The organism is Pontibacter harenae, from assembly GCF_020907245.1.
Taxonomy (GTDB): Bacteria; Bacteroidota; Bacteroidia; order Cytophagales; family Hymenobacteraceae; genus Pontibacter; species Pontibacter harenae.
The window spans coordinates 1-20,276 of record NZ_JAJJWH010000038.1 but is presented as its reverse complement, the minus strand read 5'-3'; the positions used below and the strand labels follow the sequence as shown (position 1 = coordinate 20,276).

General features: G+C 44.1%; 21 protein-coding genes and 1 tRNA gene. 15 read left to right on the top strand and 7 right to left on the bottom strand.

All coding sequences use genetic code 11. The features are described 5' to 3' along the window. Positions 1–2: 2 nt before the first annotated feature. The 4 genes from LN893_RS15995 to LN893_RS15980 all read right to left on the bottom strand — a co-directional run bounded on the left by LN893_RS15995 (position 3) and on the right by LN893_RS15980 (position 3,593). Entirely contained in the window at positions 3–632 is a 630-nt protein-coding gene (locus tag LN893_RS15995) for a hypothetical protein (RefSeq protein ID WP_229971815.1), read from the bottom strand. Positions 633–713: 81 nt separating this feature from the next. Then, the gene (gene lpcA / locus LN893_RS15990; protein WP_229971813.1) at positions 714–1,292 is read right to left on the bottom strand and encodes a D-sedoheptulose 7-phosphate isomerase; all 579 of its coding nucleotides are present in this window, start codon (positions 1,290–1,292) and stop codon (positions 714–716) included. 6 nt (positions 1,293–1,298) lie between these two features. Next, a complete protein-coding gene (locus LN893_RS15985; RefSeq protein ID WP_229971811.1) occupies positions 1,299–1,637 on the bottom strand; it encodes a hypothetical protein in 339 nt (112 codons plus the stop codon). 129 nt (positions 1,638–1,766) lie between these two features. Further along, entirely contained in the window at positions 1,767–3,593 is a 1,827-nt protein-coding gene (locus LN893_RS15980) for an ABC transporter ATP-binding protein (RefSeq protein WP_229971809.1), read from the bottom strand. 121 nt (positions 3,594–3,714) lie between these two features. Here LN893_RS15980 and LN893_RS15975 point away from each other — a divergent pair, with 121 nt between their 5' ends. Continuing rightward, the gene (locus tag LN893_RS15975) at positions 3,715–4,548 is read left to right on the top strand and encodes a glycosyltransferase family 2 protein (protein ID WP_229971807.1); all 834 of its coding nucleotides are present in this window, start codon (positions 3,715–3,717) and stop codon (positions 4,546–4,548) included. A 108-nt stretch (positions 4,549–4,656) separates the two neighbouring features. Here the strand turns inward: LN893_RS15975 and LN893_RS15970 are convergent, their stop codons facing one another. Continuing rightward, on the bottom strand, positions 4,657–6,327 hold the full coding sequence (locus tag LN893_RS15970) for a hypothetical protein (protein WP_229971805.1): 1,671 nt from the start codon (positions 6,325–6,327) through the stop codon (positions 4,657–4,659). 192 nt (positions 6,328–6,519) lie between these two features. Between LN893_RS15970 and upp the strand changes: the two genes are divergently transcribed. Together upp and LN893_RS15960 are read left to right on the top strand one after the other, a co-directional pair. Then, complete coding sequence (upp, locus tag LN893_RS15965; RefSeq protein ID WP_229971804.1) at positions 6,520–7,176, top strand: uracil phosphoribosyltransferase; 657 nt, start codon at positions 6,520–6,522, stop codon at positions 7,174–7,176. A gap of 220 nt (positions 7,177–7,396) precedes the next feature. Beyond that, positions 7,397–7,804 carry a hypothetical protein gene (locus tag LN893_RS15960; RefSeq protein ID WP_229971802.1) on the top strand — a complete coding sequence of 136 codons (408 nt, stop codon included), beginning with the start codon at positions 7,397–7,399 and terminating at the stop codon, positions 7,802–7,804. 63 nt (positions 7,805–7,867) lie between these two features. On the opposite strand, the gene LN893_RS15955 is transcribed toward LN893_RS15960, so the two are convergent. Further along, a complete protein-coding gene (locus LN893_RS15955) occupies positions 7,868–9,220 on the bottom strand; it encodes a DEAD/DEAH box helicase (protein WP_229971800.1) in 1,353 nt (450 codons plus the stop codon). A gap of 239 nt (positions 9,221–9,459) precedes the next feature. Here LN893_RS15955 and LN893_RS15950 point away from each other — a divergent pair, with 239 nt between their 5' ends. The 7 genes from LN893_RS15950 to LN893_RS15920 all read left to right on the top strand — a co-directional run bounded on the left by LN893_RS15950 (position 9,460) and on the right by LN893_RS15920 (position 13,792). After that, on the top strand, positions 9,460–9,669 hold the full coding sequence (locus LN893_RS15950) for a response regulator transcription factor (RefSeq protein ID WP_229971798.1): 210 nt from the start codon (positions 9,460–9,462) through the stop codon (positions 9,667–9,669). 77 nt (positions 9,670–9,746) lie between these two features. After that, a complete protein-coding gene (locus LN893_RS15945) occupies positions 9,747–10,073 on the top strand; it encodes a low molecular weight protein tyrosine phosphatase family protein (RefSeq protein WP_229971795.1) in 327 nt (108 codons plus the stop codon). Positions 10,074–10,475: 402 nt separating this feature from the next. Further along, positions 10,476–11,813, top strand: coding sequence for a dihydroorotase (locus tag LN893_RS15940; RefSeq protein WP_229971792.1), 1,338 nt, complete (start codon positions 10,476–10,478; stop codon positions 11,811–11,813). A gap of 12 nt (positions 11,814–11,825) precedes the next feature. Continuing rightward, positions 11,826–12,194 (top strand): DUF6980 family protein, encoded by a 369-nt coding sequence (locus LN893_RS15935; RefSeq protein ID WP_229971790.1) that lies wholly within the window; start codon positions 11,826–11,828, stop codon positions 12,192–12,194. Positions 12,195–12,319: 125 nt separating this feature from the next. Further along, positions 12,320–12,395, top strand: a tRNA-His gene (locus LN893_RS15930). A gap of 118 nt (positions 12,396–12,513) precedes the next feature. Next, entirely contained in the window at positions 12,514–13,434 is a 921-nt protein-coding gene (locus tag LN893_RS15925) for a PfkB family carbohydrate kinase (RefSeq protein ID WP_229971788.1), read from the top strand. A gap of 115 nt (positions 13,435–13,549) precedes the next feature. Continuing rightward, positions 13,550–13,792: a hypothetical protein gene (locus tag LN893_RS15920; protein WP_229971786.1), complete on the top strand. Its 243-nt coding sequence runs from the start codon at positions 13,550–13,552 to the stop codon at positions 13,790–13,792. A gap of 140 nt (positions 13,793–13,932) precedes the next feature. Here LN893_RS15920 and LN893_RS15915 read toward each other — a convergent pair whose 3' ends face one another. After that, positions 13,933–15,564 (bottom strand): M61 family metallopeptidase, encoded by a 1,632-nt coding sequence (locus tag LN893_RS15915; protein WP_229971784.1) that lies wholly within the window; start codon positions 15,562–15,564, stop codon positions 13,933–13,935. Between the two features lie 310 nt (positions 15,565–15,874). Here LN893_RS15915 and rpmH point away from each other — a divergent pair, with 310 nt between their 5' ends. The 5 genes from rpmH (at position 15,875) to LN893_RS15890 (ending at position 19,523) form a co-directional block, all read left to right on the top strand. Then, the gene (rpmH, locus tag LN893_RS15910; RefSeq protein WP_229971782.1) at positions 15,875–16,033 is read left to right on the top strand and encodes a 50S ribosomal protein L34; all 159 of its coding nucleotides are present in this window, start codon (positions 15,875–15,877) and stop codon (positions 16,031–16,033) included. Positions 16,034–16,074: 41 nt separating this feature from the next. Beyond that, the gene (rnpA, locus tag LN893_RS15905) at positions 16,075–16,479 is read left to right on the top strand and encodes a ribonuclease P protein component (protein ID WP_229971781.1); all 405 of its coding nucleotides are present in this window, start codon (positions 16,075–16,077) and stop codon (positions 16,477–16,479) included. 33 nt (positions 16,480–16,512) lie between these two features. Then, the gene (locus tag LN893_RS15900) at positions 16,513–18,165 is read left to right on the top strand and encodes a S41 family peptidase (RefSeq protein ID WP_229971779.1); all 1,653 of its coding nucleotides are present in this window, start codon (positions 16,513–16,515) and stop codon (positions 18,163–18,165) included. A gap of 138 nt (positions 18,166–18,303) precedes the next feature. Beyond that, positions 18,304–18,999: a tRNA (adenosine(37)-N6)-threonylcarbamoyltransferase complex dimerization subunit type 1 TsaB gene (gene tsaB, locus LN893_RS15895; RefSeq protein WP_229971777.1), complete on the top strand. Its 696-nt coding sequence runs from the start codon at positions 18,304–18,306 to the stop codon at positions 18,997–18,999. A gap of 11 nt (positions 19,000–19,010) precedes the next feature. Continuing rightward, positions 19,011–19,523 carry a DUF2480 family protein gene (locus tag LN893_RS15890; protein WP_229971775.1) on the top strand — a complete coding sequence of 171 codons (513 nt, stop codon included), beginning with the start codon at positions 19,011–19,013 and terminating at the stop codon, positions 19,521–19,523. Positions 19,524–20,276: the final 753 nt, after the last annotated feature.

The following is a 20,276-nucleotide window of genomic DNA, read 5'->3' as shown; positions in this document are numbered from 1 at the left end:
CACTACTCTGGCAGCTTAACTATATTAGGGTGCAGTGGCAGGTAGGTTTCGGTTACATCTTCTCCTTTTTGGTGTATGGTGATGGCATTGCAGGTGCTGTCGGGCAGTGTTATTTCAAAAGTAATGCCTAGTTGTACATCATCGTAAAGGTATACCTGTTGCTTATTGGAGTTGGTGTAGTAAGCTAGCGGCTGCAATCGGGGGAACTGTTGCCTGATCTGCGCAAATGCTTTACCTGTTCCAATTTGGCCTTCTGTCCGAAACTTCGGAGAAGTAACCTGCACCTGCTCTACTATATGCTGACCTTCGTTGGCACCGCTAAAATCTGCAGTTGTGTATACGGTAAGATAATCTTGTGCTCCGCTGCCACTTGTGCTTAGCCAGAACATGAGCGCTTTGCCCATGGCAGCATTGCTGCTATCTGCTTTGCCCAGCATGCTCTTTAGCTCATCATTGCTTGGGATGCCTAGTTGCACATGCCCAACCCTGTTTCCAGGAACTATCAGATAGGCAGAATCAGGTGGGGCAGGGGCAGTAGTTCCTGATTCTGGTACATTGTTTTCTGCCGTACCGTTGCGCTGGCAGGAGAATAGCGTAAGAGCAAACATCAAGTACAGGAAAGCACCTTTCATATAAAACAAGTTAAGCAACACCAGATGGCATTGCTTAACTATACGTTCCTCTTACTTCAGGGGCAATTTATACTTCTACTTTTACTCTTTGCAAAGTTGCTGCTCCAGCAGCATTATCAGAATATGAATTACCTTAATATGGACTTCCTGCACACGATCGGCATACCCCTTGTGAGGCACCCGAATTTCAACATCGCAAAGAGGCGCTAGCTTACCACCGTCTTTACCCGTAAGGCCCACTACTTTCATGCCTTTAGCCTTAGCTGTTTCGGCAGCTTTAAGCACATTGCCCGAGTTGCCGCTGGTGCTAATGGCTAGCAGCACATCACCTTTATTACCCAAAGCCTCCAAATAGCGCGAAAAAACAACATCGTAGCCGTAGTCGTTCGTTACGCAGCTTATGTGGCTGGCATCGGAAATGGCAATGGCTGGCAACGCTTTGCGGTCATCGCGGTAGCGGCCAGTAAGCTCTTCGGCAAAGTGCATGGCATCGCACATAGAGCCGCCGTTGCCGCAGGAAATTATTTTGCCACCACCTTCTATAGATGAAGCCATTAAATTGGCAGCCTGCTCTACGGCAGCTATGTTATTTGTGTCAGAGATAAAGGCGGCGAGTGTTTTCTGTGCCTCTACTAACTCTGCAAGTATGGTTGAAATCATGTTCTGTTAATTGGAAACCTCGGCTTCCTGGGCTTTGGCTTGTCTAGGTCTTGTGTACCTGAACTCTTGGCGCTTTTCGTACAGATCGGCCTTAAGTCCGTTAATTTTTAAATTTGCCCGATACTGGTCATGCTTAAGCGAGGCGATGTACATGTTGTTTACCAACAGCCTTGCCAGCATAATACACGCACCTACGGCGCCTAATATTTTATAAAGTAACAACACCTGCTCTTCGGAGGAGATATTGAAAATAGTATTCTCGTTAAGGATTGTGGTTAAAAGAAGAACCGTAAATACGATATAGCCTAGAACCACTAAATCAAAGATAGTTTTTAGTGCTTTCATGCTGTTATAGCGAGGTTAACAATTAAATCTACTTCGGATAAAACTAAAAAAATAATATGATTATTCCGAAATGGTACATTGTATTCCTGTATATAACACAGTGATTGCTGTAAAAACTACAATAAAAACTTAAGGAGTTAGCTGCATTTGTGATAATTTGGCATAATGCCCACTAGTGTGTAAGAGTTCTTCATGGGTGCCTCTTTCCATTATTTTGCCTTGCTGCATCACTAATATTTCATCTGCATGCTGAATGGTGCTTAGGCGATGCGCGATCACAATTGATGTACGGTTACGCATTAAATTTGTAAGCGCCTCTTGCACCAGCTTCTCCGACTCAGTATCTAAAGCTGATGTAGCTTCATCCAAAATAAGAATAGGTGGATTTTTAAGTATAGCCCGAGCAATGTTCAGGCGCTGCCGTTGCCCTCCCGAAAGCCTGCTACCCCTGTCGCCAATCATGGTCTGGTACCCTTCTGGCGACTGCATGATAAACTCATGGGCATTGGCAATCTTAGCGGCAGTTATTACCTCTTCTTCCGTTGCGTCGGTTTTGTTAAAAGCGATATTGTTGAAGATGGTATCATTAAATAAGATAGATTCCTGCGTTACAATACCCATATGGCTGCGCAAATCCTCGATTTTCATATCACGGATATCAATCCCATCCATAAGAATCTGCCCCTCTACCACATCGTAAAAGCGCGGTAATAAATCGGCTAAGGTAGATTTGCCAGAGCCAGATTGGCCTACCAAGGCAATAACATGTCCTTTGGGTACGGTGAAAGATACATTATCTAATACTTTATCGGAGCCATAGCTGAACCCCACATTTCTGTACTCTATACCTGTTTTAAAAGCAGGATAAGGTACGGCATTAGGTATTTCTTCTATAATATTAGGTTGATCGATGATCAGGAGAATGCGTTCGCCAGAGGCTATACCACGCTGGATGTTCGTCATGGCGTTGGAAATATTTTTAGCTGGCACCAACACCTGCGAGTAAACTGCTATAAACGTGATAAATTCGGCAGCTTGTAAATCGGATTGGTTCTCTAAAATCAGCTGCCCACCATAAAGCAATACACCAACTACCACGCATATGCCCAGAAACTCAGATACAGGAGAAGCCAGTTCGCGCTTGTTCCAGACAGAGCTTAGCACACGGCGGTAGTGTTCGTTTTCATTATTAAATTTCTTTTGTACATAAGCCTGCGCGTTGAAAGCTTTTACAATACGGTTGCCTGAAATAGTCTCTTCCATTACGCTTAAGATATTGCCTAGCAGCGATTGCCCCTTTTTGGCATCACGGCGAAGCTTGCGTGATATGAAAGCTATGACAGAACCAGATATAGGCAGCACGAGCAGCGTGAAAAGAGTAAGTTTGGCAGAGATCATAAACAGCACTACCATATACCCGATCAGCATAAGTGGCTCCCGAAACACCACCTGAACAGAGCTGACAACAGAGTTTTCAATCTCATTTACATCGTTAGAGAGGCTTGAGAGTAGATCGCCTTTGCGTTGGTTATTAAAGTAGCCAACGTGCAATGTAGAAATCTTTTCAAATAGAGCTCTTCGCAGGTTCCGCACCACATACGTTCGCATGGAGGTCATGACGCGCTGCGAGAGGTACTTAAACACGTTTGAGAAGAACACGGACACAACTATAATAAGGCACACATAGCGTAAAGCACCCAAAGGACCCTCTTCTTGCCGAATGCTGTAAAATTTATAGTTGAAAAGGTCTGTCAGGTAATCAATGGTAAGGGCGGGTTCTGGTTTAACAAGTTGAGGTTGCTCAGCCGCCTCGTTAAACAGTACCGTTAGCAAAGGGATAAGCAATGAAAAGTTTACTAAGCCAAAAACCACTGCCAGCACAGCTAGAATAGCATAAGGTGGTACAAATCGGCTGTAAGGTTTAGCAAACGCTAATATGCGGAAATAGATTTTCATGTAGTACTAATAGAAATTGCTGCAAGTTACCAATATTTCGTCCAATGCCCACGCACGAATTAGCCGAGTCGCCTCTGCCGTTATTTTTGTATTTTGCGCCCGCAAAATTAATTCTATTCTGATGATCAGTGTTATAGTGGCGGTTTACAACCAACTGGCGGTAAACAAGATTTTTTACGAGAACCTCCAGAAGTATACCCGTAACCCATTCGAGTTGATAATTATCGATAACAACTCTACCGACGGGAGCAGGGAGTACTATAAAAGTGTGGGTGCCACGGTTATCGAAAATGATCAGAACTATTCTTACCCATATTGCCAGAACCAGGGTATTAGAGTTGCCAAATACGATGTGCTTGCTTTCCTGAACAACGATATTGTAGTGGCGACTGATTGGGATGCCAAAATTTTGGAGACGATGCAGGCGCATGATTTAGACGTAATCACTACCTGCGGCATAGAAAGACTAGAAACACAGGAGGAAACGCAACGGTACAGCAGGCGCTGGAAAGGCATTAAAAATTTTGTGGGGGCTGTTGCGCGCAATGGCTTTACATTCAAACTGATGGCGAAACTGATGTACGGAAATTGGGAGAAGTTTTGTGCACAGCGTTATCAGAGATTCGGAACATCCATTATAGAAGGCTTTGCAGGCAACTCCGTCATCATGACGCGGAGAGGTATTGAAAAAGTGGGGCTGTGGGACGAGCGCATACAAGCCGCAGATTTCGATCTATTTATCCGCAGTAAAAAAAGGCATGAAGAGCATAAAGATGTAAAACCCATGCATGCTGCACTAGGAGTTTTTAACCACCATTTTATTCGCATCACACTAAAATCGAAGCCTCCCGTATTTGCCGATGCCTCCAAAATGATTAGCCTGGAAGATAAATGGACAAAAGAGGAGCTGGAGTACTACAAGCCAAGTTTTAAGATTACCCCAGCCAAAGTATAGTTTTAAACAGAACCAAAGTGGCTGTTGGCAAGAACGCTCCTCCGCAACGAATATCCAGTAAATCTAAAAAATACCCTCTCCTGTTTTCAGAAGAGGGTAGGAGTAGGTTTAAAACTCATGCAACCTCTGTGCTATGTTCCAACGGAAAGCTGCAGACACATAGGTGGTATTCTGATCCAATGTATTCAATTCGGCATCTTCTCTGCGAAGTATAGCTTTCAGATCAATAAATACATTGTGCTTTAGTTGATAAGTAGCTGTCAGGTCGAGATACAGTTGGTTTGTAGCTATGCCCTGGCCTATTCTGTTGCCGTACTCCTGAGCTCGATCCATGTAAGACAAGAGCACGTTGTTGCCCCAATTTACTGTGTCGGCAGCGCTGTATTCATCTTGCCCATAACGTGTGGCAATAGCTTTGGCGGTCAGGTTTAGGCGAGGGAGTGGCTGGTAGCGCACAATACCAATTAGCTCGTAAAGGTTAGCGCCCATTGGGTGCGCAAGCGGCTGGTTGTAATGCTGGTAGTTTGTGAACTGGTTTACGTGCTGGTAAGTGTATGGCCTAATAACATTCACTTCGCCTTGCAAATCAAGATTAGATAATCCGAATGCGTCTATATATTTAGCCCCAATCTGCCCAGCTTGCTTGTTGGCCCACCAGCCGTTACCAGATCTTATTTCGCCCAGCAAAAACTCATCTAGCATTAGCTGCCCATACACCTGCACTCGGTTCTGTATATTCCATCTAAAGTCGGCACCAAGCATGGCATTGTCTTCGCTGCCCAGGTTCTGTTCTACACTTCGGTAGAAAATAATTGGATTGAGGTATTGCAACTCAAAGCGGCCTTTGCCTCTGGCAAACACAACCTGCTCAAACAGGCCTATGTTAAAGTTGTTCGTAACGTTGATTCCTAAGCGGTGCAGGGCCATGTATTTCTTAGGGAAAAGCTGATCAGGGCCATTGCGGACAAACTCCGACGTTAGCTCCTGGAACAGGTTCATGTAGTGCAGTTTCCAAACACGCGTATTCAACTTCAGGAAAAAGGCAGGCGGCGCATAGTCAGAGTAGATAAGCGAGCGGTAACCATCACCCATAAAGTGGCGGTCGTGGCCCAGTTGTATCTCCACATGCTTGCTCAGTGCATAGTTTATATAGCCGCGAGCCGTTATAAAATCGTATCCATCTTCTTTAAACCGTTTCCAGAAGCCTTCGTGCGGTACCACGTTGTCGCGCAGAATACGGTCGTTCACATAGCCTGGGAACCTTGCCTGATTTTCGCCAATGAAAGTATAAAATCCAAATTTCTCATCTATAGAACCTTCTAACTGTATACCGCGTGTGTTCACGTAGCGGATACCGTCTGTTTGGTTATCGGCACCTAACTCCAGGTGCAGCACAGGGTTAATCCGCACAGAGAAGTCTTTGTTCTCGTAGTGGAAGAGGTCTGTCTTGTTTCGGTAAAAATAGTTGAGTATAGGTTTGTTGCTTTGGTTGCTTTCCTGATTTGTATAGTTCCAGTTGTCGTTAAGCAAATATTCCGTGTTGAACTGATCGGCGGCTGTGCGGGCGTTGCGGGCACTAATTTCTGCTAGTTCTGCTACCTCTTGTCTGCCTATTGGTCTTACGCTAGTGTGTAGTTGCGGCAGTTGGTCGCCGTACTTTATGCTATAGCGGTCTATTAATTGGTAAACATCGCGGTTATACGGCACATATACATCCTGTGCCTGCAGTGTAGAAACAGCTGCAAGACATACCACCAATCCGCTGAAGAAATGTTTCATATGGTTCTTGTAAGAAAGGAGCGCGAAACTCCTTTTGAAATAAAATTACGGCAAAGATAGCAATTTGCTCAGATACAGTAGTTGCTGAGGGTGCAGCGTTACAGGCAACTATATTTTTTTATACAGGTAGATATTGCGGAGACGATTTTACCTTATGTATCTTTGAAAGTTAACTTATTAGCCTGAGTTTGTATGGGAAACCCTAACCTTCATATTTTAACAGCAACACCTTCTTTAGCAAATCATTTTGTGGCCGAGCTGCGCGAGGTAACCGTGCAGGGCGATAGCCTTCGCTTTCGTCGCAACCTGGAGCGGCTGGGAGAGTTATTGGCTTACGAGATCTCGAAAACGCTGCCTTATACCACTGCAACTATTAAATCGCCGCTGGCTGAATCCCAGACGATGCTATTGGAGGAACAGCCCGTGCTGGCTACTATACTGCGGGCAGGTTTGCCGCTTTACCAGGGCATGCTAAGCTATTTCGATAAAGCCTACAGTACGTTTGTTGGTGCCTATCGTGTAGAAGAAGCACACAGCGAACTGCAGATTAATATGGAATACCTGGCCTCTACCAACTTGCACGATAAAATACTTATACTGGCTGACCCGATGTTGGCAACGGGCAGGTCGCTAGTGAAATCTTACCAGGGTATGTTGCGACACGGAAAGCCCAAGCAAGTGCATATTGCAGCTGCTATTGCCTCGCCTGAGGGGGTAGCGCATGTGCAGCAAGAAATACCAGAGGCCCATGTTTGGTTAGGTGCCCTGGACGAACGCCTGAACGAGAATTTTTATATTGTGCCAGGCTTGGGCGATGCGGGTGACTTGGCCTTTGGCCCGAAAGTGTAACCTGAACTATTAAGAAAATGTAGCTGTTTTGAGGCTGCTATACTTTGCTCTCCTTATTTCTACAAGTTTATATAGGTTTATTGGAATAGGTAAATTTTACGATGGCAATTAGCCCGTATATATATTGATGCGGGCTGTTTTATAGTGGTGCCAAATTTAATGTAATACTAAAGTGTTGTTAGAGGAGATAATTAAGTGCTTGTCTGTTTACCTGATCAGTATGTTCAAGTTCTTTGGAGGACCAGTAACAGGTATGTCCGTTGGGTTGGCTTATTGGGAAACAGCGCTGCTTACAGCAGCAGGCATGATGACAAGTGTGGTCATATTTTCTTTCATAGGAAGGGCTGCCTCAAAATGGTACAGCAACTATAGGCGACAGAAAAAAATGCCTGTATTCGGGAAGAAGAGCAGAAACATTGTGAAGGTCTGGAAAAGCTTTGGCGTGGTAGGTGTTGCCTTCCTGACGCCGCTTTTACTAACACCTATACTAGGTACAGTGGTAGCGGCGGTTTTCGGTGCATCGAAGAGGACAATTTTCCTGCACATGCTATGGAGTGCTATACTTTGGAGCTTTGTGCAGACTTATTTAGTATATGAACTACGACACCTGGCAGTGGGACTATTCTAAATGTGAGTCATCTGAAGAAAAAAAGAAAGGGCCGACACTATTTAGTATCGGCCCTTTCTTTTTTTAACGCTTCTTGCTTCCTTTTTTCTTTGTCTTTTGCCAGAAAGATGCTTTCGGATCTCGTTTACTATTGGTAGGTTTTCCTTTGGGAATAGCCTTCTTTTCATGGAAAGCGCCTTTAAAATCTGGATTAGCCTGGCGCTTAAGATGGTCGATCGTCATTGCTATCTCCTGCTTTTCCTCAAAAGGCGTTTCGTGCACCTCTACCGCTGCTGGCATAGGCTCCTCAGGTATCTGCATCCGAATCAGCTTTTCTATTTTCCGTATGTGGTACATCTCCGCCTCGTTAGCAAACGTAATGGCAGCACCTACATTTTCTGCTCTGCCTGTACGCCCAATGCGGTGCACGTAGTCCTCATAAACAAAAGGCACATCGAAGTTTATTACGTGGCTCACCATCGTTATATCAATACCGCGTGAGGCTACATCGGTGGCAACCAGAAAACGAACTTCACCTCCTTTGAAGGCCTCCATAGAGTTGATGCGAGTATTCTGGCCTTTGTTGCCATGTATGGCGCGCACTTCACCGTACTCTCTTCGTTCTAAAAATTTGGCTACGTTCTCTGCGTTTTTCTTGCTCCTGGTAAAGATAATGACACGGTTAAAGCTTTCTTTATCCTGCAGAAGGTACTCTAGCATGGCTATTTTAGTGCGTAGGTTAGGTACCTGGTATAGCACCTGGCTCACGGTTTCTACAGGAGTGGCCTGTGGAGTAACCTCTATCCGTGTCGGAAATTCCAAGAACTCTTCTGAAAGTTCTATCACTTTATCGTGCATAGTAGCCGAAAACAGTAAGTTCTGGCGCTTGCGCGGAATTACCTCTAGTATCTGGCGGATCTGCGGCATAAAGCCCATGTCCATCATTTTATCGGCTTCGTCCAGTACCATCGTCTTCAGCTCTTTTAGCACCAGCTCGCCTTTCAGGTACAGCTCCATCATGCGCTTTGGAGTTGCTACCAGTATGTCCAGGCCTTCGTTTATTTTGGATATCTGAGTTTTAGGGCCGAGACCTCCGTAAATAGCTGTGTATCGCAGGTCTGTGTATTTTGCTAGTAAGCCAATGTTTTCCTCTATCTGCATGGCAAGCTCTCGGGTAGGAGCCAGTATAAGGGCACGTGGGTTTGTGCCTTGTGCATACTTCACCTTCATGATAATAGGTAACAGATAAGCGGCTGTTTTGCCCGTGCCTGTCTGGGCTATTCCTAAAATATCATGGCCAGCCATTATCTGCGGAATAGCTTGCTGCTGAATAGGAGTTGGCTTTTGATAGCCTGCTTCTTCTATGGCATTCAGCAACTGCTTGTTCAGCTTAAAATCTTCGAAAGTGATTGTTTGATCTTCTGCTTCTTCTGCCATGTCTGTAAGTCTTAATTTAAATGATACTACAAAAGTACGTGAATTTTATAGCAAAGTAAGCTTTAGGTGTTTTTGAGGCCTTACAACCTACAAATAATCAAGCCTCAGAATATATAGATTAATAAATACAATATTATGTGGGTAAAATACCTAAATATAGGTATTGTGTACGCTTTAAATATTCATGACTTTTATGTTTTCTATTATATTCTAGTTGCTATTTTAATACTACCACTGCCATGGGACATAATGAGAAGCCGCTCAGCAGAAGACAGCTTGAGATACTCAGTTTACTAGAAGGAGGCCTCAACTGCAGGCAAATAAGTGTACAGTTAGGATTACGTGAGGCCATAGTAGAGGCACATTACCACATGATGTTGCGCAAGCTTAATCTTAACGACTCCTACCAGTTAATTTCCTGGGCCTACAGAGAAGGAGTGCTTGTTTAGGAAAAACAGATCTGAAACAAATAGTTGAGAAGTTGCTTTACCGCCGCTAACTAGTAACTTAACAAGAAGCAAGGCAATTGAACATATTATTCATCTGTAGCAGAAATAAGCAGCGCAGCTTAACAGCGGAAGCAATATTTAAAAATAACGGTTTGCACATCGTTAGGTCCGCTGGCACGGAGCCATCGGCAAGAGTAAAAGTAACCGAAAAGCAGCTGTACTGGGCTGATGTGGTGTTTGTAATGGAGAAGCGCCACAAGCAGCGCCTTACAGAAAAATTCGCTCTAGCCACTCAGGAGACAGAAATTATAATGTTGGATATCCCTGATGATTATCCTTATATGGATGCTGAACTTATCCAAATTCTGAAAGCTTCGGTAGTACCTTATTTAGGGGAGCTATAAACGCAGTACACCTGCAATTGTGGTAGTCTCCATCGTCTTTGCAGCATTTCCAAGCGGGTTTTACCCCAATGTCACCAATTTAAGCGGGCATGTCATTTCGACCATCGGGAGAAATCTGAGTTTTAAGAACCTTGCCGTTTCAATTTAGGTCTCTCCTTTTGCCGAGATGGTAAGAAAATCCTTTAAGTTGACGGAATTAGGTTCTACCTCCTATTCAAACTTGTTACCCTTTTGTCATATTTACTACTTTTCTCAATATGTATCCTCTTAATTTACTGTTGCTACAACTCATCTGTTGCCAGTAGGCTTCTTATAGCTGCGAAAGCTCCTAAATATCGGGTTTAAGCTTAAATTATATGTTTTATGCTGTTGATAAAGCCACGCATCCCGTATATTAGCCCAATGAACTCTATCCTAATAAAGAACGCACAACTCGTAAACGAAGGCACTGTAACTACTGCCGATGTACTGATTAAAGATGGGCGCATTGCACAGATCGGACAAGATATAAGTGAAGAAGCCGATGAAACGATTGATGCCACAGGTTTGTATCTGCTGCCTGGCGTGATAGACGACCAAGTGCATTTTAGGGAGCCAGGCCTTACGCATAAAGCTACCATAGGCTCAGAGGCAAGGGCGGCTGTGGCAGGTGGCGTTACTTCTTTTATGGAGATGCCGAACACGGTGCCGAACGCCACTACACAGGAATTGCTGGAAGATAAGTATAAAATTGCCGCTGAAAATTCGTTGGCGAACTACTCCTTTTTTATGGGGGCCACGAACGATAACTTGGCTGAAGTGCTGTTAACAAACCCCAATACTGTTTGCGGTATAAAAATATTCATGGGCTCTTCCACTGGTAATATGCTGGTGGATAACGAAGCGACACTGGAGCAGATTTTCTCTAAAGCCAAATTGCCTATTGCCGTGCATTGCGAAGACGAGCAGACCATACGCGACAACATGGCCATTTATGAGGCGAAATACGGAGATGAAATACCAGTGAAGTGCCACCCTGAAATACGGAACGAGGCAGCTTGTTTTAAATCGTCTTTTATGGCCGTAAAGCTGGCAGAAAAGCACAACACGCGCCTGCACATTCTGCACATCTCCACCGAAGAAGAACTGAAACTATTCCGCAACGACATTCCGCTGGAGCAGAAGCGTATTACCGCTGAAATATGTGTACATCACCTATGGTTTGATAAAGATGATTACGACACTCTGGGTAATCAAATTAAATGCAACCCAGCCATAAAAGAAGCGCGTCACAAAAAAGGTTTACTACAGGGCCTGTTAGATGATAAACTGGATGTTATTGCCACAGATCACGCGCCGCATACCTGGGAGGAGAAGCAAGGGAAGTATAAAAAAGCTCCATCTGGTGTACCACTGGTGCAGCACTCGCTGCAATTAATGTTAGAATTTGTAAAAGAAGGAAAACTGACGCTGGAGAAGGTAGTAGAGAAAATGAGCCATGCGCCAGCTATACTTTTCAACATCCGCGAGCGCGGCTATATACGCGAAGGCTATTGGGCCGACCTGGTATTAGTGGACCTGAATAAACCATATACTGTTAGCAAAGAAAATACCTACTACCAATGTGGCTGGTCTCCTTTTGAAGGCCGTACGTTCAGCAGTACTATTGCCCGTACTTTTGTGTCAGGACATCAGGCTTTTGTAAACGGCAACTTCGATGAAAGCAAAAAAGGAGAGAGGTTGTTATTCGATAGGCGGTAAGGGCTGTGTTTTATGGAGCTAGAGAGGTTTAAAGAGTTGCATACCCGCTTTTTCGGGAAAGAACTGCCAGAAGAAGTGGTGCAGTCTGAAGAGTATGAGGCTTATGCAGATGCCATACACGAAGACGAAACTTGTTATAACTGGGCCACCGCCGAGAAATTAAAAGGTAAAGGCTTTAACTATGAGAACTACTGCTGCTTGATGATGGCCGATAAAGTTTTTCAGAGCCTGGATGAAGAAGGGGAGATAAAGTACGGTGATGTAGATGTTGTCATAAATAAATGGGACGAGGGCCTCTACGGAATTCCCATTCATGACGGCGGGACTTCTATGGTTTTGATTAACTACTGCCCATGGTGCGGAAGTAAGCTAGAAAACTAAGTGTCTACTACTGAAATGCTTACTTAATATTTGCCTCTGCAGAGCAAATTTTTTTAAGTAAAAAAATGCTGGGGGTATTGTTTTATGTGATTTCGTGCTTATATTTGCACTCTCAAATGAGACACGGTGGTTGTAGCTCAGTTGGTTAGAGCACCAGATTGTGATTCTGGGGGTCGTGGGTTCGAGACCCATCTTCCACCCAAAGCCCTTGAAGCTAAAACTTCAAGGGCTTTTTTATTTATATTGCAGTATTGAGCAGGGGAGGGGCGCTATAAGTGCTATTCTCGTTCGTAATTCATAATTCGTAATTGATAAAAGTATGAGCTTAGTAGTAGTAGGTTCGATGGCGTTTGATGCGCTGGAGACACCCTTCGGGAAAACAGATAAGATTGTAGGTGGCGCGGCTACGTACATTTCGCTGTCGGCTTCTTATTTTGTGAAGCCTGTAAACGTGGTATCGGTAGTAGGTGGCGATTTCGACCAAGACCATATCAAACTAATGCACGAGCGTGAAATCAGCACTGAAGGTGTGCAGGTAAAGGAGAACGAAAAGTCTTTCTTCTGGTCTGGCCGCTATTTTAACGACATGAACAGCCGCGAAACGCTGGTAACGGAGCTAAACGTGCTGGGCGATTTCGACCCGATTGTTCCTGAAGCATACCAAGGCGCTGAGTTTCTGATGCTGGGTAATTTGGCGCCTGCTGTACAGCGAACCGTAATAGAACGCCTGAACACGCGTCCAAAGCTGATTGTAATGGACACCATGAACTTTTGGATGGACATTGCACTGGATGAACTGAAGCAAACGATGGCAATGGTAGACGTGCTTTCTATTAACGACGAAGAGGCTCGCCAATTGAGCGGCGAATACTCGCTGGTAAAAGCCGCGAAGAAAATCATGGCAATGGGACCGAAGTTCCTGATTATCAAAAAAGGTGAACACGGAGCTCTTTTGTTCAACGAGGATAAAGTATTCTTTGCGCCTGCTTTGCCGCTAGAGGATGTTTTTGACCCAACTGGCGCTGGTGATACCTTTGCAGGTGGCTTTATAGGTTATATTGCCAGCACAGGCGATACAAGTTTCGAAAACATGAAACGTGCTGTTATTCATGGTTCGGCATTGGCCTCTTTCTGTGTAGAACAGTTTGGTACAGAACGCCTGAAGAACCTGAGCCAGGAGGAAATAGACAGCCGCGTGCAGCAGTTTGTTAACTTAGTGGCTTTTGATACAGTGCTGTAATAGTACTTTAGATAGTATAAGTATAAGAAGGGAGGTGAAAGCCTCCCTTCTTTCGTTTTAGAGGCTTTAATCTGTAACAATCTGCTTTGCGGAGGGGTAAAACAAAGTAGACTAAATGAAAGGGACAGATATGAGCGATAATAAAGATCAAAATAAAGAAAGGCTGCAGAAGCAGTCTGAGCACCAGGCAACTGGTTTAACAGAAAACAAACGTCAGCAAAAAGGATTTACAGACGATATGTCTATTGATCCTGCGCAACATACGCAACAAACAAATAAAACGAAAGTACAAAACCCTACGCGTAACTTGGCAAAAGGTGGTAATAACACCGATGTGAAATACAAGTCAGGTTCGTAATGTCCAAACAAAATAAAAGCTATGAAAATAAGAAAGAGGAAGGCTATCGTAGTCTTCCTCTTTCATTTTAAGGCCTCTTCTGTAGCTATTATTCAGGCCAGCGTGATAAATGATAGTTCAAATCTAAGTGATTCAATACTCTAAAACCCTTGCTTCAGCCACAGCTTAAAGTTCTGCTTCTCTTCCTCGCTGGCTTCAGGCCTTTTCTCTATTGTATACTTTTGGTAAAAGCTTTGCCCATTATGCTGCAGCCTTACCTCACGCAGCTGCTTATCTCTAAAAAGAGTTAATGTTATACTTTCTGATGTGTCGGTTTCTGAGAGCAAAGGCTGTAGGTTCTGCTCCAATTTTCTGCCATTCAAAGCTACAAGTTCATCGTCTATACTTAGCGCTTGGCTGGCAGGGGAACCTGGTGCTATTGCCGAAATTTTTAAACCTTGATTATCAGCTACAGTTTTAAAACCATAAAGCTGCTCGTATAGGAGCGGGCTTTCTGTTGCTTTTAGGTTGCAGCCAACATAACCTAAAGCCCTATCCAAAGGTTCTTCTATAGGTGCTGTGCCGTTTATGTAATTTTCGAAATAGGTTTTAAAAGACTGTCCCGCTACACTTTCAACCAGCTGCTCATAGTCCTGCTCTGTATAGCCAATGTTTCGCTTGCCGAAGTTTTCCCAAAGCTGTCGCATCAGCGTGTCTAAACTAGCATTGTTGTCGGTTGCTTTCCGTAGTTGCAGGTCCAGGAGAAGGGCCGTAAGAGCGCCTTTTACATAAATAGATGCTTTTCTGTCTGGTATGCCTGGTTTGTAGCCATCTAGCCAAAGGTCGAACGAAGAATCGGCGACGGAGAGATTGTGGCGGCTGTAATCGGCAAAGTAGCGTTGTAAGGTGGTGTTTAGCTCCTCAAAGTATTGTTCGGCTGTAAACACGCCTGCCCTGGCTAGCATATAATCGCCGTAATAAGTGGTGATACCCTCAGCCACGTAGCCTGTTCTAAAGTAGTTTTCATGCGCAAAATTGTAAGGCAACATTTCCTTTGGGCGAATCTTTTTGATGTTCCAGGTGTGAAACAATTCGTGCGAACTCACTCCGAGAAATTCTTTGTACAGGCTGGGCTGCATCAGCAACTCGCCTGGGCCAAGCGTGATGACGGTGGAGTTGCTGTGCTCAACGCCGTGATAGTAGCGGTAGGACAGTATCTGATTCAGGTAGTGGTAGTCTGCCACAGGGAAATTTCCGAACACCTCCAATTGCTCTTTGGTGAAGGCTTCAAAATCTTGTGTAATCTGCTGCCAACCTGGTTTGCAATCGCCCTGTATCCAGATATGGAAAGGGATACCGTCTACCTCGTAAGTAGCCTTTTTTAACGTAGCGCTCGCTATAAAAGGGCTGTCCACTAATTCATCAAAGTTGGCGGCTACTAACGTGTGCTTAGTTTTTTCGGAAAGGCCGCAGGCAATCTGCCAGTCCTCACGTATAGCCAGTTTCAACTCGCAGGCCTCTAACTCTCTGCCTTCTACCGCCATAAAACAGTTGATACCGTTCAGGTACAGTTGCTGCTCATCAAGCCAGGAGCCGCCTCCATCCATTTGGCGCGCATAAAAACTGTAGTTAACCTCTACAGTCTCTGCACCTGCAGCTTGTACCAGCCAGCGGTCTTTTGTCTCTTTTGCTATGTCTATGCTTTCTCCGTTAGCGCTAGCCGTTACTCCTCTTAGTTTCTGAGCAAAGTTTTGTAGTTCATAACGCCCTGGACGCCACGCAGGCAGTTGCATGTATAGTTCCTGCTGCTGGTCTCGGGTATAGTTATCTTGATATTGATGAAGTGCGAAAGCGGATTATCGTAAGAGACTTGGTAGTAGAGCATTGGGTTAAGGTATAAATTTGAATATGTATTAGTTCTGTAAATGTGAAGATTGTGGAGCACAAGTAGCTAAAACATGTAATTTAATCCTTTAGCAGTAGCTTCGCGTCCACCTTTTCAACCACTTTTACGCATCTTTTTTGAAATAAAGTTAACCAGGCTTTGCTATTTTAGAAAAGGTTCTATACTTTTGCAGGCCATAATAAAACCATTGGCAGACGATGAAAAGAACATTCCAGCCTTCTCAGAGAAAAAGAAGAAACAAGCACGGTTTCAGATCAAGAATGGAGACCGCTAACGGCAGAAGAGTATTGGCCAGCAGAAGAGCCAAAGGCAGAAAGAAACTAACTGTTTCTAGCGAAAGTAAACATAAGGCTTAATTTAAGGTTGTGCTTTGTACAGCACGGAGCCGCTCAAACGAATGGATCCAGCTCTAAATAACAAAGCCCCTAAGCCCGATTGCTATACATTTTCGAAAGAAGAACGCTTGTGTAGTAAGCGCCTCATTGCGCTACTCTTCAGCAAGGGTTCTTCTTTTAATTTGTATCCTCTGCGGTTTGTATACCATACGCCGCAAGAGGAGGCCTTTCCTGCTGCTACGCAGGTGATTCTTTCTGTTTCTAAGCGCCATTTTAAGCGTGCCGTAGATCGCAACCGCCTCAAAAGGCAGATGCGCGAAGCATACCGCCTGAACAAGCATGTGCTGCAGGCAAACCCAGCGAAGGCTCCACGTCTTCTCGCTATTCTTTACATTGGTAAAGAAAAAAAATCCTTTGATTCCATACAAAAAAAACTAATTTCAGGATTGGAACGTTGTTTGATGTAGAAGTCTTACCACGTCTCCTTAACCTGGAATTATATGTATAAGAAATATTTAGCAGGTCTGCTTGTTGCAGGTCTGGGCTTAGGCCTTTTCTCTTTTAAATCAGAGGATTCCGATCGCTACTTCGAAATAGCAAAAAACCTTGATGTTTTTGCCACACTCTACAAGGAGGTAAACACATATTATGTAGATGATGTGCCGCCTGCCAAAATGCTGCGCACGGGTATAGATGCGATGCTCAAATCGCTGGACCCCTACACTAACTATATTCCAGAAGACGATATTGAAGACTTCCGCACAATGACCACAGGTCAGTATGGTGGTATTGGTGCTTTGGTAGGCGAACGCGACGGCAAAGTTGTTGTGCAGATGCCCTACGAAAACTCGCCTGCTCATAAAGCTGGCCTAAACATCGGCGATGAAATCTTAAAGATCGATGGCGTAAATGTTGCAGGTAAAAACACCCCCGATGTAAGTAAGCTGCTTAAAGGTCAGGCTAATACAGTTGTTAAGTTAGAGGTTCGTCCGTATGGCCAAACTAAAAGCAAGACTCTAGAGCTTACCCGAGCCAACATCAACATGGAAAACGTGCCTTACTACGGTATGGTAGATAAGGAAATCGGCTATTTCCAGTTGCAGGGCTTTACCATGGAGGCATCTAGGGAGGTAAGAACAGCTGTTCAGAAACTAAAGGAAATGGGAGCCAAGAAAATCATTTTCGACCTGCGCGACAACCCAGGTGGTTTGCTGCACGAGGCTGTAAATATTTCTAATGTGTTTGTGGATAAAGGCAAAGATATTGTAAGCACAAAAGGAAAGGTAAAAGAGTGGAATAAAACTTATAAAGCCTTAGATGAACCGCTTGATAAAGACATTCCAATTGTTATCCTGACCAGCTCCCGCAGTGCTTCAGCTGCTGAAATTGTGGCAGGCGTTATGCAAGACTACGATAGAGCAGTGTTGGTAGGAGAAAGAACATTCGGAAAAGGTTTGGTTCAGGCTACACGTCCGCTTTCTTACAACTCGCAGTTAAAAGTAACTACTGCCAAATATTACATACCGAGCGGCCGCTGTATACAGGCCATCGACTATGCACACCGTAATGAAGACGGTAGTGTTGGTAAAATTCCAGATTCTTTGCGCGTAGCTTTTAAAACGGCTGCGGGTAGAGTGGTGTTTGATGGCGGTGGCGTAAGCCCAGATGTGGAAGTGAAAAAGCATGCTTATGCCGACATCACCAAGACAATTGCTGCGAATGGCTATTTCTTCGACTATGCGAATAAGTATAAGTTAGAGCGCTCGTCTATTCCAGCTGCTATAGACTTCAAGCTGACAGATGAGGAGTATCAAAAGTTTGTAACTTACCTGAATGGCAAAGATGTAACTTATAATACATCGGTAGAGCGTAAGCTTGAAGGTTTGGCTTCGAAAGCAAAGAGCGGCAAGCATTATGATGATATCAAAGCAGAGTTAGATGCTATCAAAAAGAAAATATCTCATAACAAAGCAAATGATTTAACCCGCTTCAAAGATGAAATCCGCGAAGTGCTGGAGGCGGAAATCGCTTCAAGGTATTACCTGCAGAAAGGCTATATCGAATCTACTTTTGATGATGACCAGAATATTTTGATGGCAAAGCGTGTATTGAGCGACTCAAACGAATACGCTTCTTATCTTAAAACAAAATAGTTTTAAGCATAAGTCAAAACCAAAGGGAGGTGCTGTAAGAGTGACTCCCTTTTTTGCTTCTAAGGCAGCTCAGTAAGCGGGAGGTTGGATGCAAGTTTAAGTTCCGCTATTTTTGTAGAGAAAATTACGGCAAAAAGTATGGCATTATTGTTAGCTCTTGAAACTTCATCTTCTGTATGCTCTGTGGCTCTTTTTAAGGGAGATCAATTACTGGGGGCGTCTGAACTGCTGATAGAGAAGTCGCATTCGTCTCATATTACGGTTATGGTGTCGCAGCTGCTAGAAAATTGCGGCTTCGAACTGAAGCAGTTGGAAGCGGTGGCAATATCTGGTGGGCCAGGTTCTTATACGGGCTTAAGAATAGGGTCTTCTACCGCGAAAGGATTTTGCTATGCCTTAGATATTCCTCTAATAGAAGTCTCAACGCTTCATGGGTTGGCTGCGCAGGTCGTAAGCACAATACCGAATACCGAAGTGTATCTTTTTTGCCCTATGCTGGATGCCAGACGAATGGAGGTTTATACTTGCCTGCTGACAGATCAACTACAGGAGGTAGAAGCTATTGCGCCAGTTGTGCTTACAGAGGAAACTTTTAAGAACAAGCTAACAGACCAGCCTGTAATGTTCTTTGGTAACGGAGCAAGTAAATTTAAGCCTTTAGTAGCAGCTAATAATAATGCTTTGTTTGTTGAAGGTATAAGCCCTTCCGCAAAAACAATAGGTCAATTAGCTGTTGGGAAGTATGAGAAACAACTGTTTGAGGATGTTGCTTATTATGAACCCTTTTATTTGAAAGATGTTTATATAACAAGAGGTAACAAAAGTGCCAACTAAAAATCAAAGCTATGTCAGAACTAATAAATAAAGTCGCACAAAGTGCATTAGTAACTTTAAACCTGGAGCTATTGCTACACCCAGGGGAGCGTGTGGTTTACGATATAAAAGATAATCTATTCCACGGCCTTATTCTGAGGGAAAAGGATTTTAGAGCTTTTGTAAAAGAGCATGACTGGTCGCAGTATGCTGGTAAAAATGTAGCCATCATCTGTTCTGCAGATGCTATCGTGCCAACCTGGACTTATATGTTGTTGGCAAGCAAGCTTCAGAACTACGCAAACTATTACGTGTTTGGTGATCTGGAAGCGTTAGAGCAGGCTTTAATGCAGGAAGCTATCGCCAAAATTGATGTGGAAGAATATAGGGACGCCAAAGTGGTGGTAAAAGGATGCGGAAGTGTACCAGTGCCTACTTATGCGTATGTAGAGATAATGCGTAAGTTGCTGCCTGTAACCAGTAGCCTAATGTATGGCGAACCATGCAGCACAGTGCCACTTTATAAAAAGCCTAAAGTAGCATAAGCAAGAAGATACAGTACAATGCCATAACAGAAATCCTCTGCTGATTACGGCAGGGGATTTTCTGTGAATAAGCAACCCCCTCTCATGCTACTAAAAGATTGCAAAGCTTAGTTCATGAAAAGGTGTGGAAGCGTAGATAGTTTCCTGTTGAGGGCTCGAAACATCTGTATAAGATTAAAGAGAGGAGATGAAAAGGCGGAGGCTAAAATATGTAATGGTCCTTTTATAGGATGAAAAAAGTTTAAAAAACTTTCATGCAAACATGAACTAAAGTGCTGCGGCGCTGGTTATCCCTAAGTGTCCGCGGCAGGCGGATACGGTAACAATGATCGGCAGGCTGAAGGTTTTCTAAAAACAATCCCCCTCCCTCACAGGCACTTAGGCATCTGGAGGAGTTTATTTCAACCCTTNGGGAAACAAAAGCTGAAAAAAAATATTGCCTCTGGTGTTGCGGATACAGAAAAGGTTCTTACCTTTGCATCCCGTTTCAGAAGGAGGCGGCCAACGGAGGCTCTGCTAACACAGGGTGTCCTGGAGAGGAAAAGCTGACTGAGTATTTCGTTTTGGCCTTTAGGGGCTGATTCTAAAAAGAAACGAAATCGCTGAAAATAAACTTCTCCTTTAGTATTGCAAAGCGGAAAATGTTTCTTACCTTTGCATCCGCTTCTGGAAAGAGGGAAGACGGAATGCCGACAGGGTGTTTCGGAAAAGGAAAAAAGATTGAAGATTTACTTGCAGGTTCGGAAATTATCC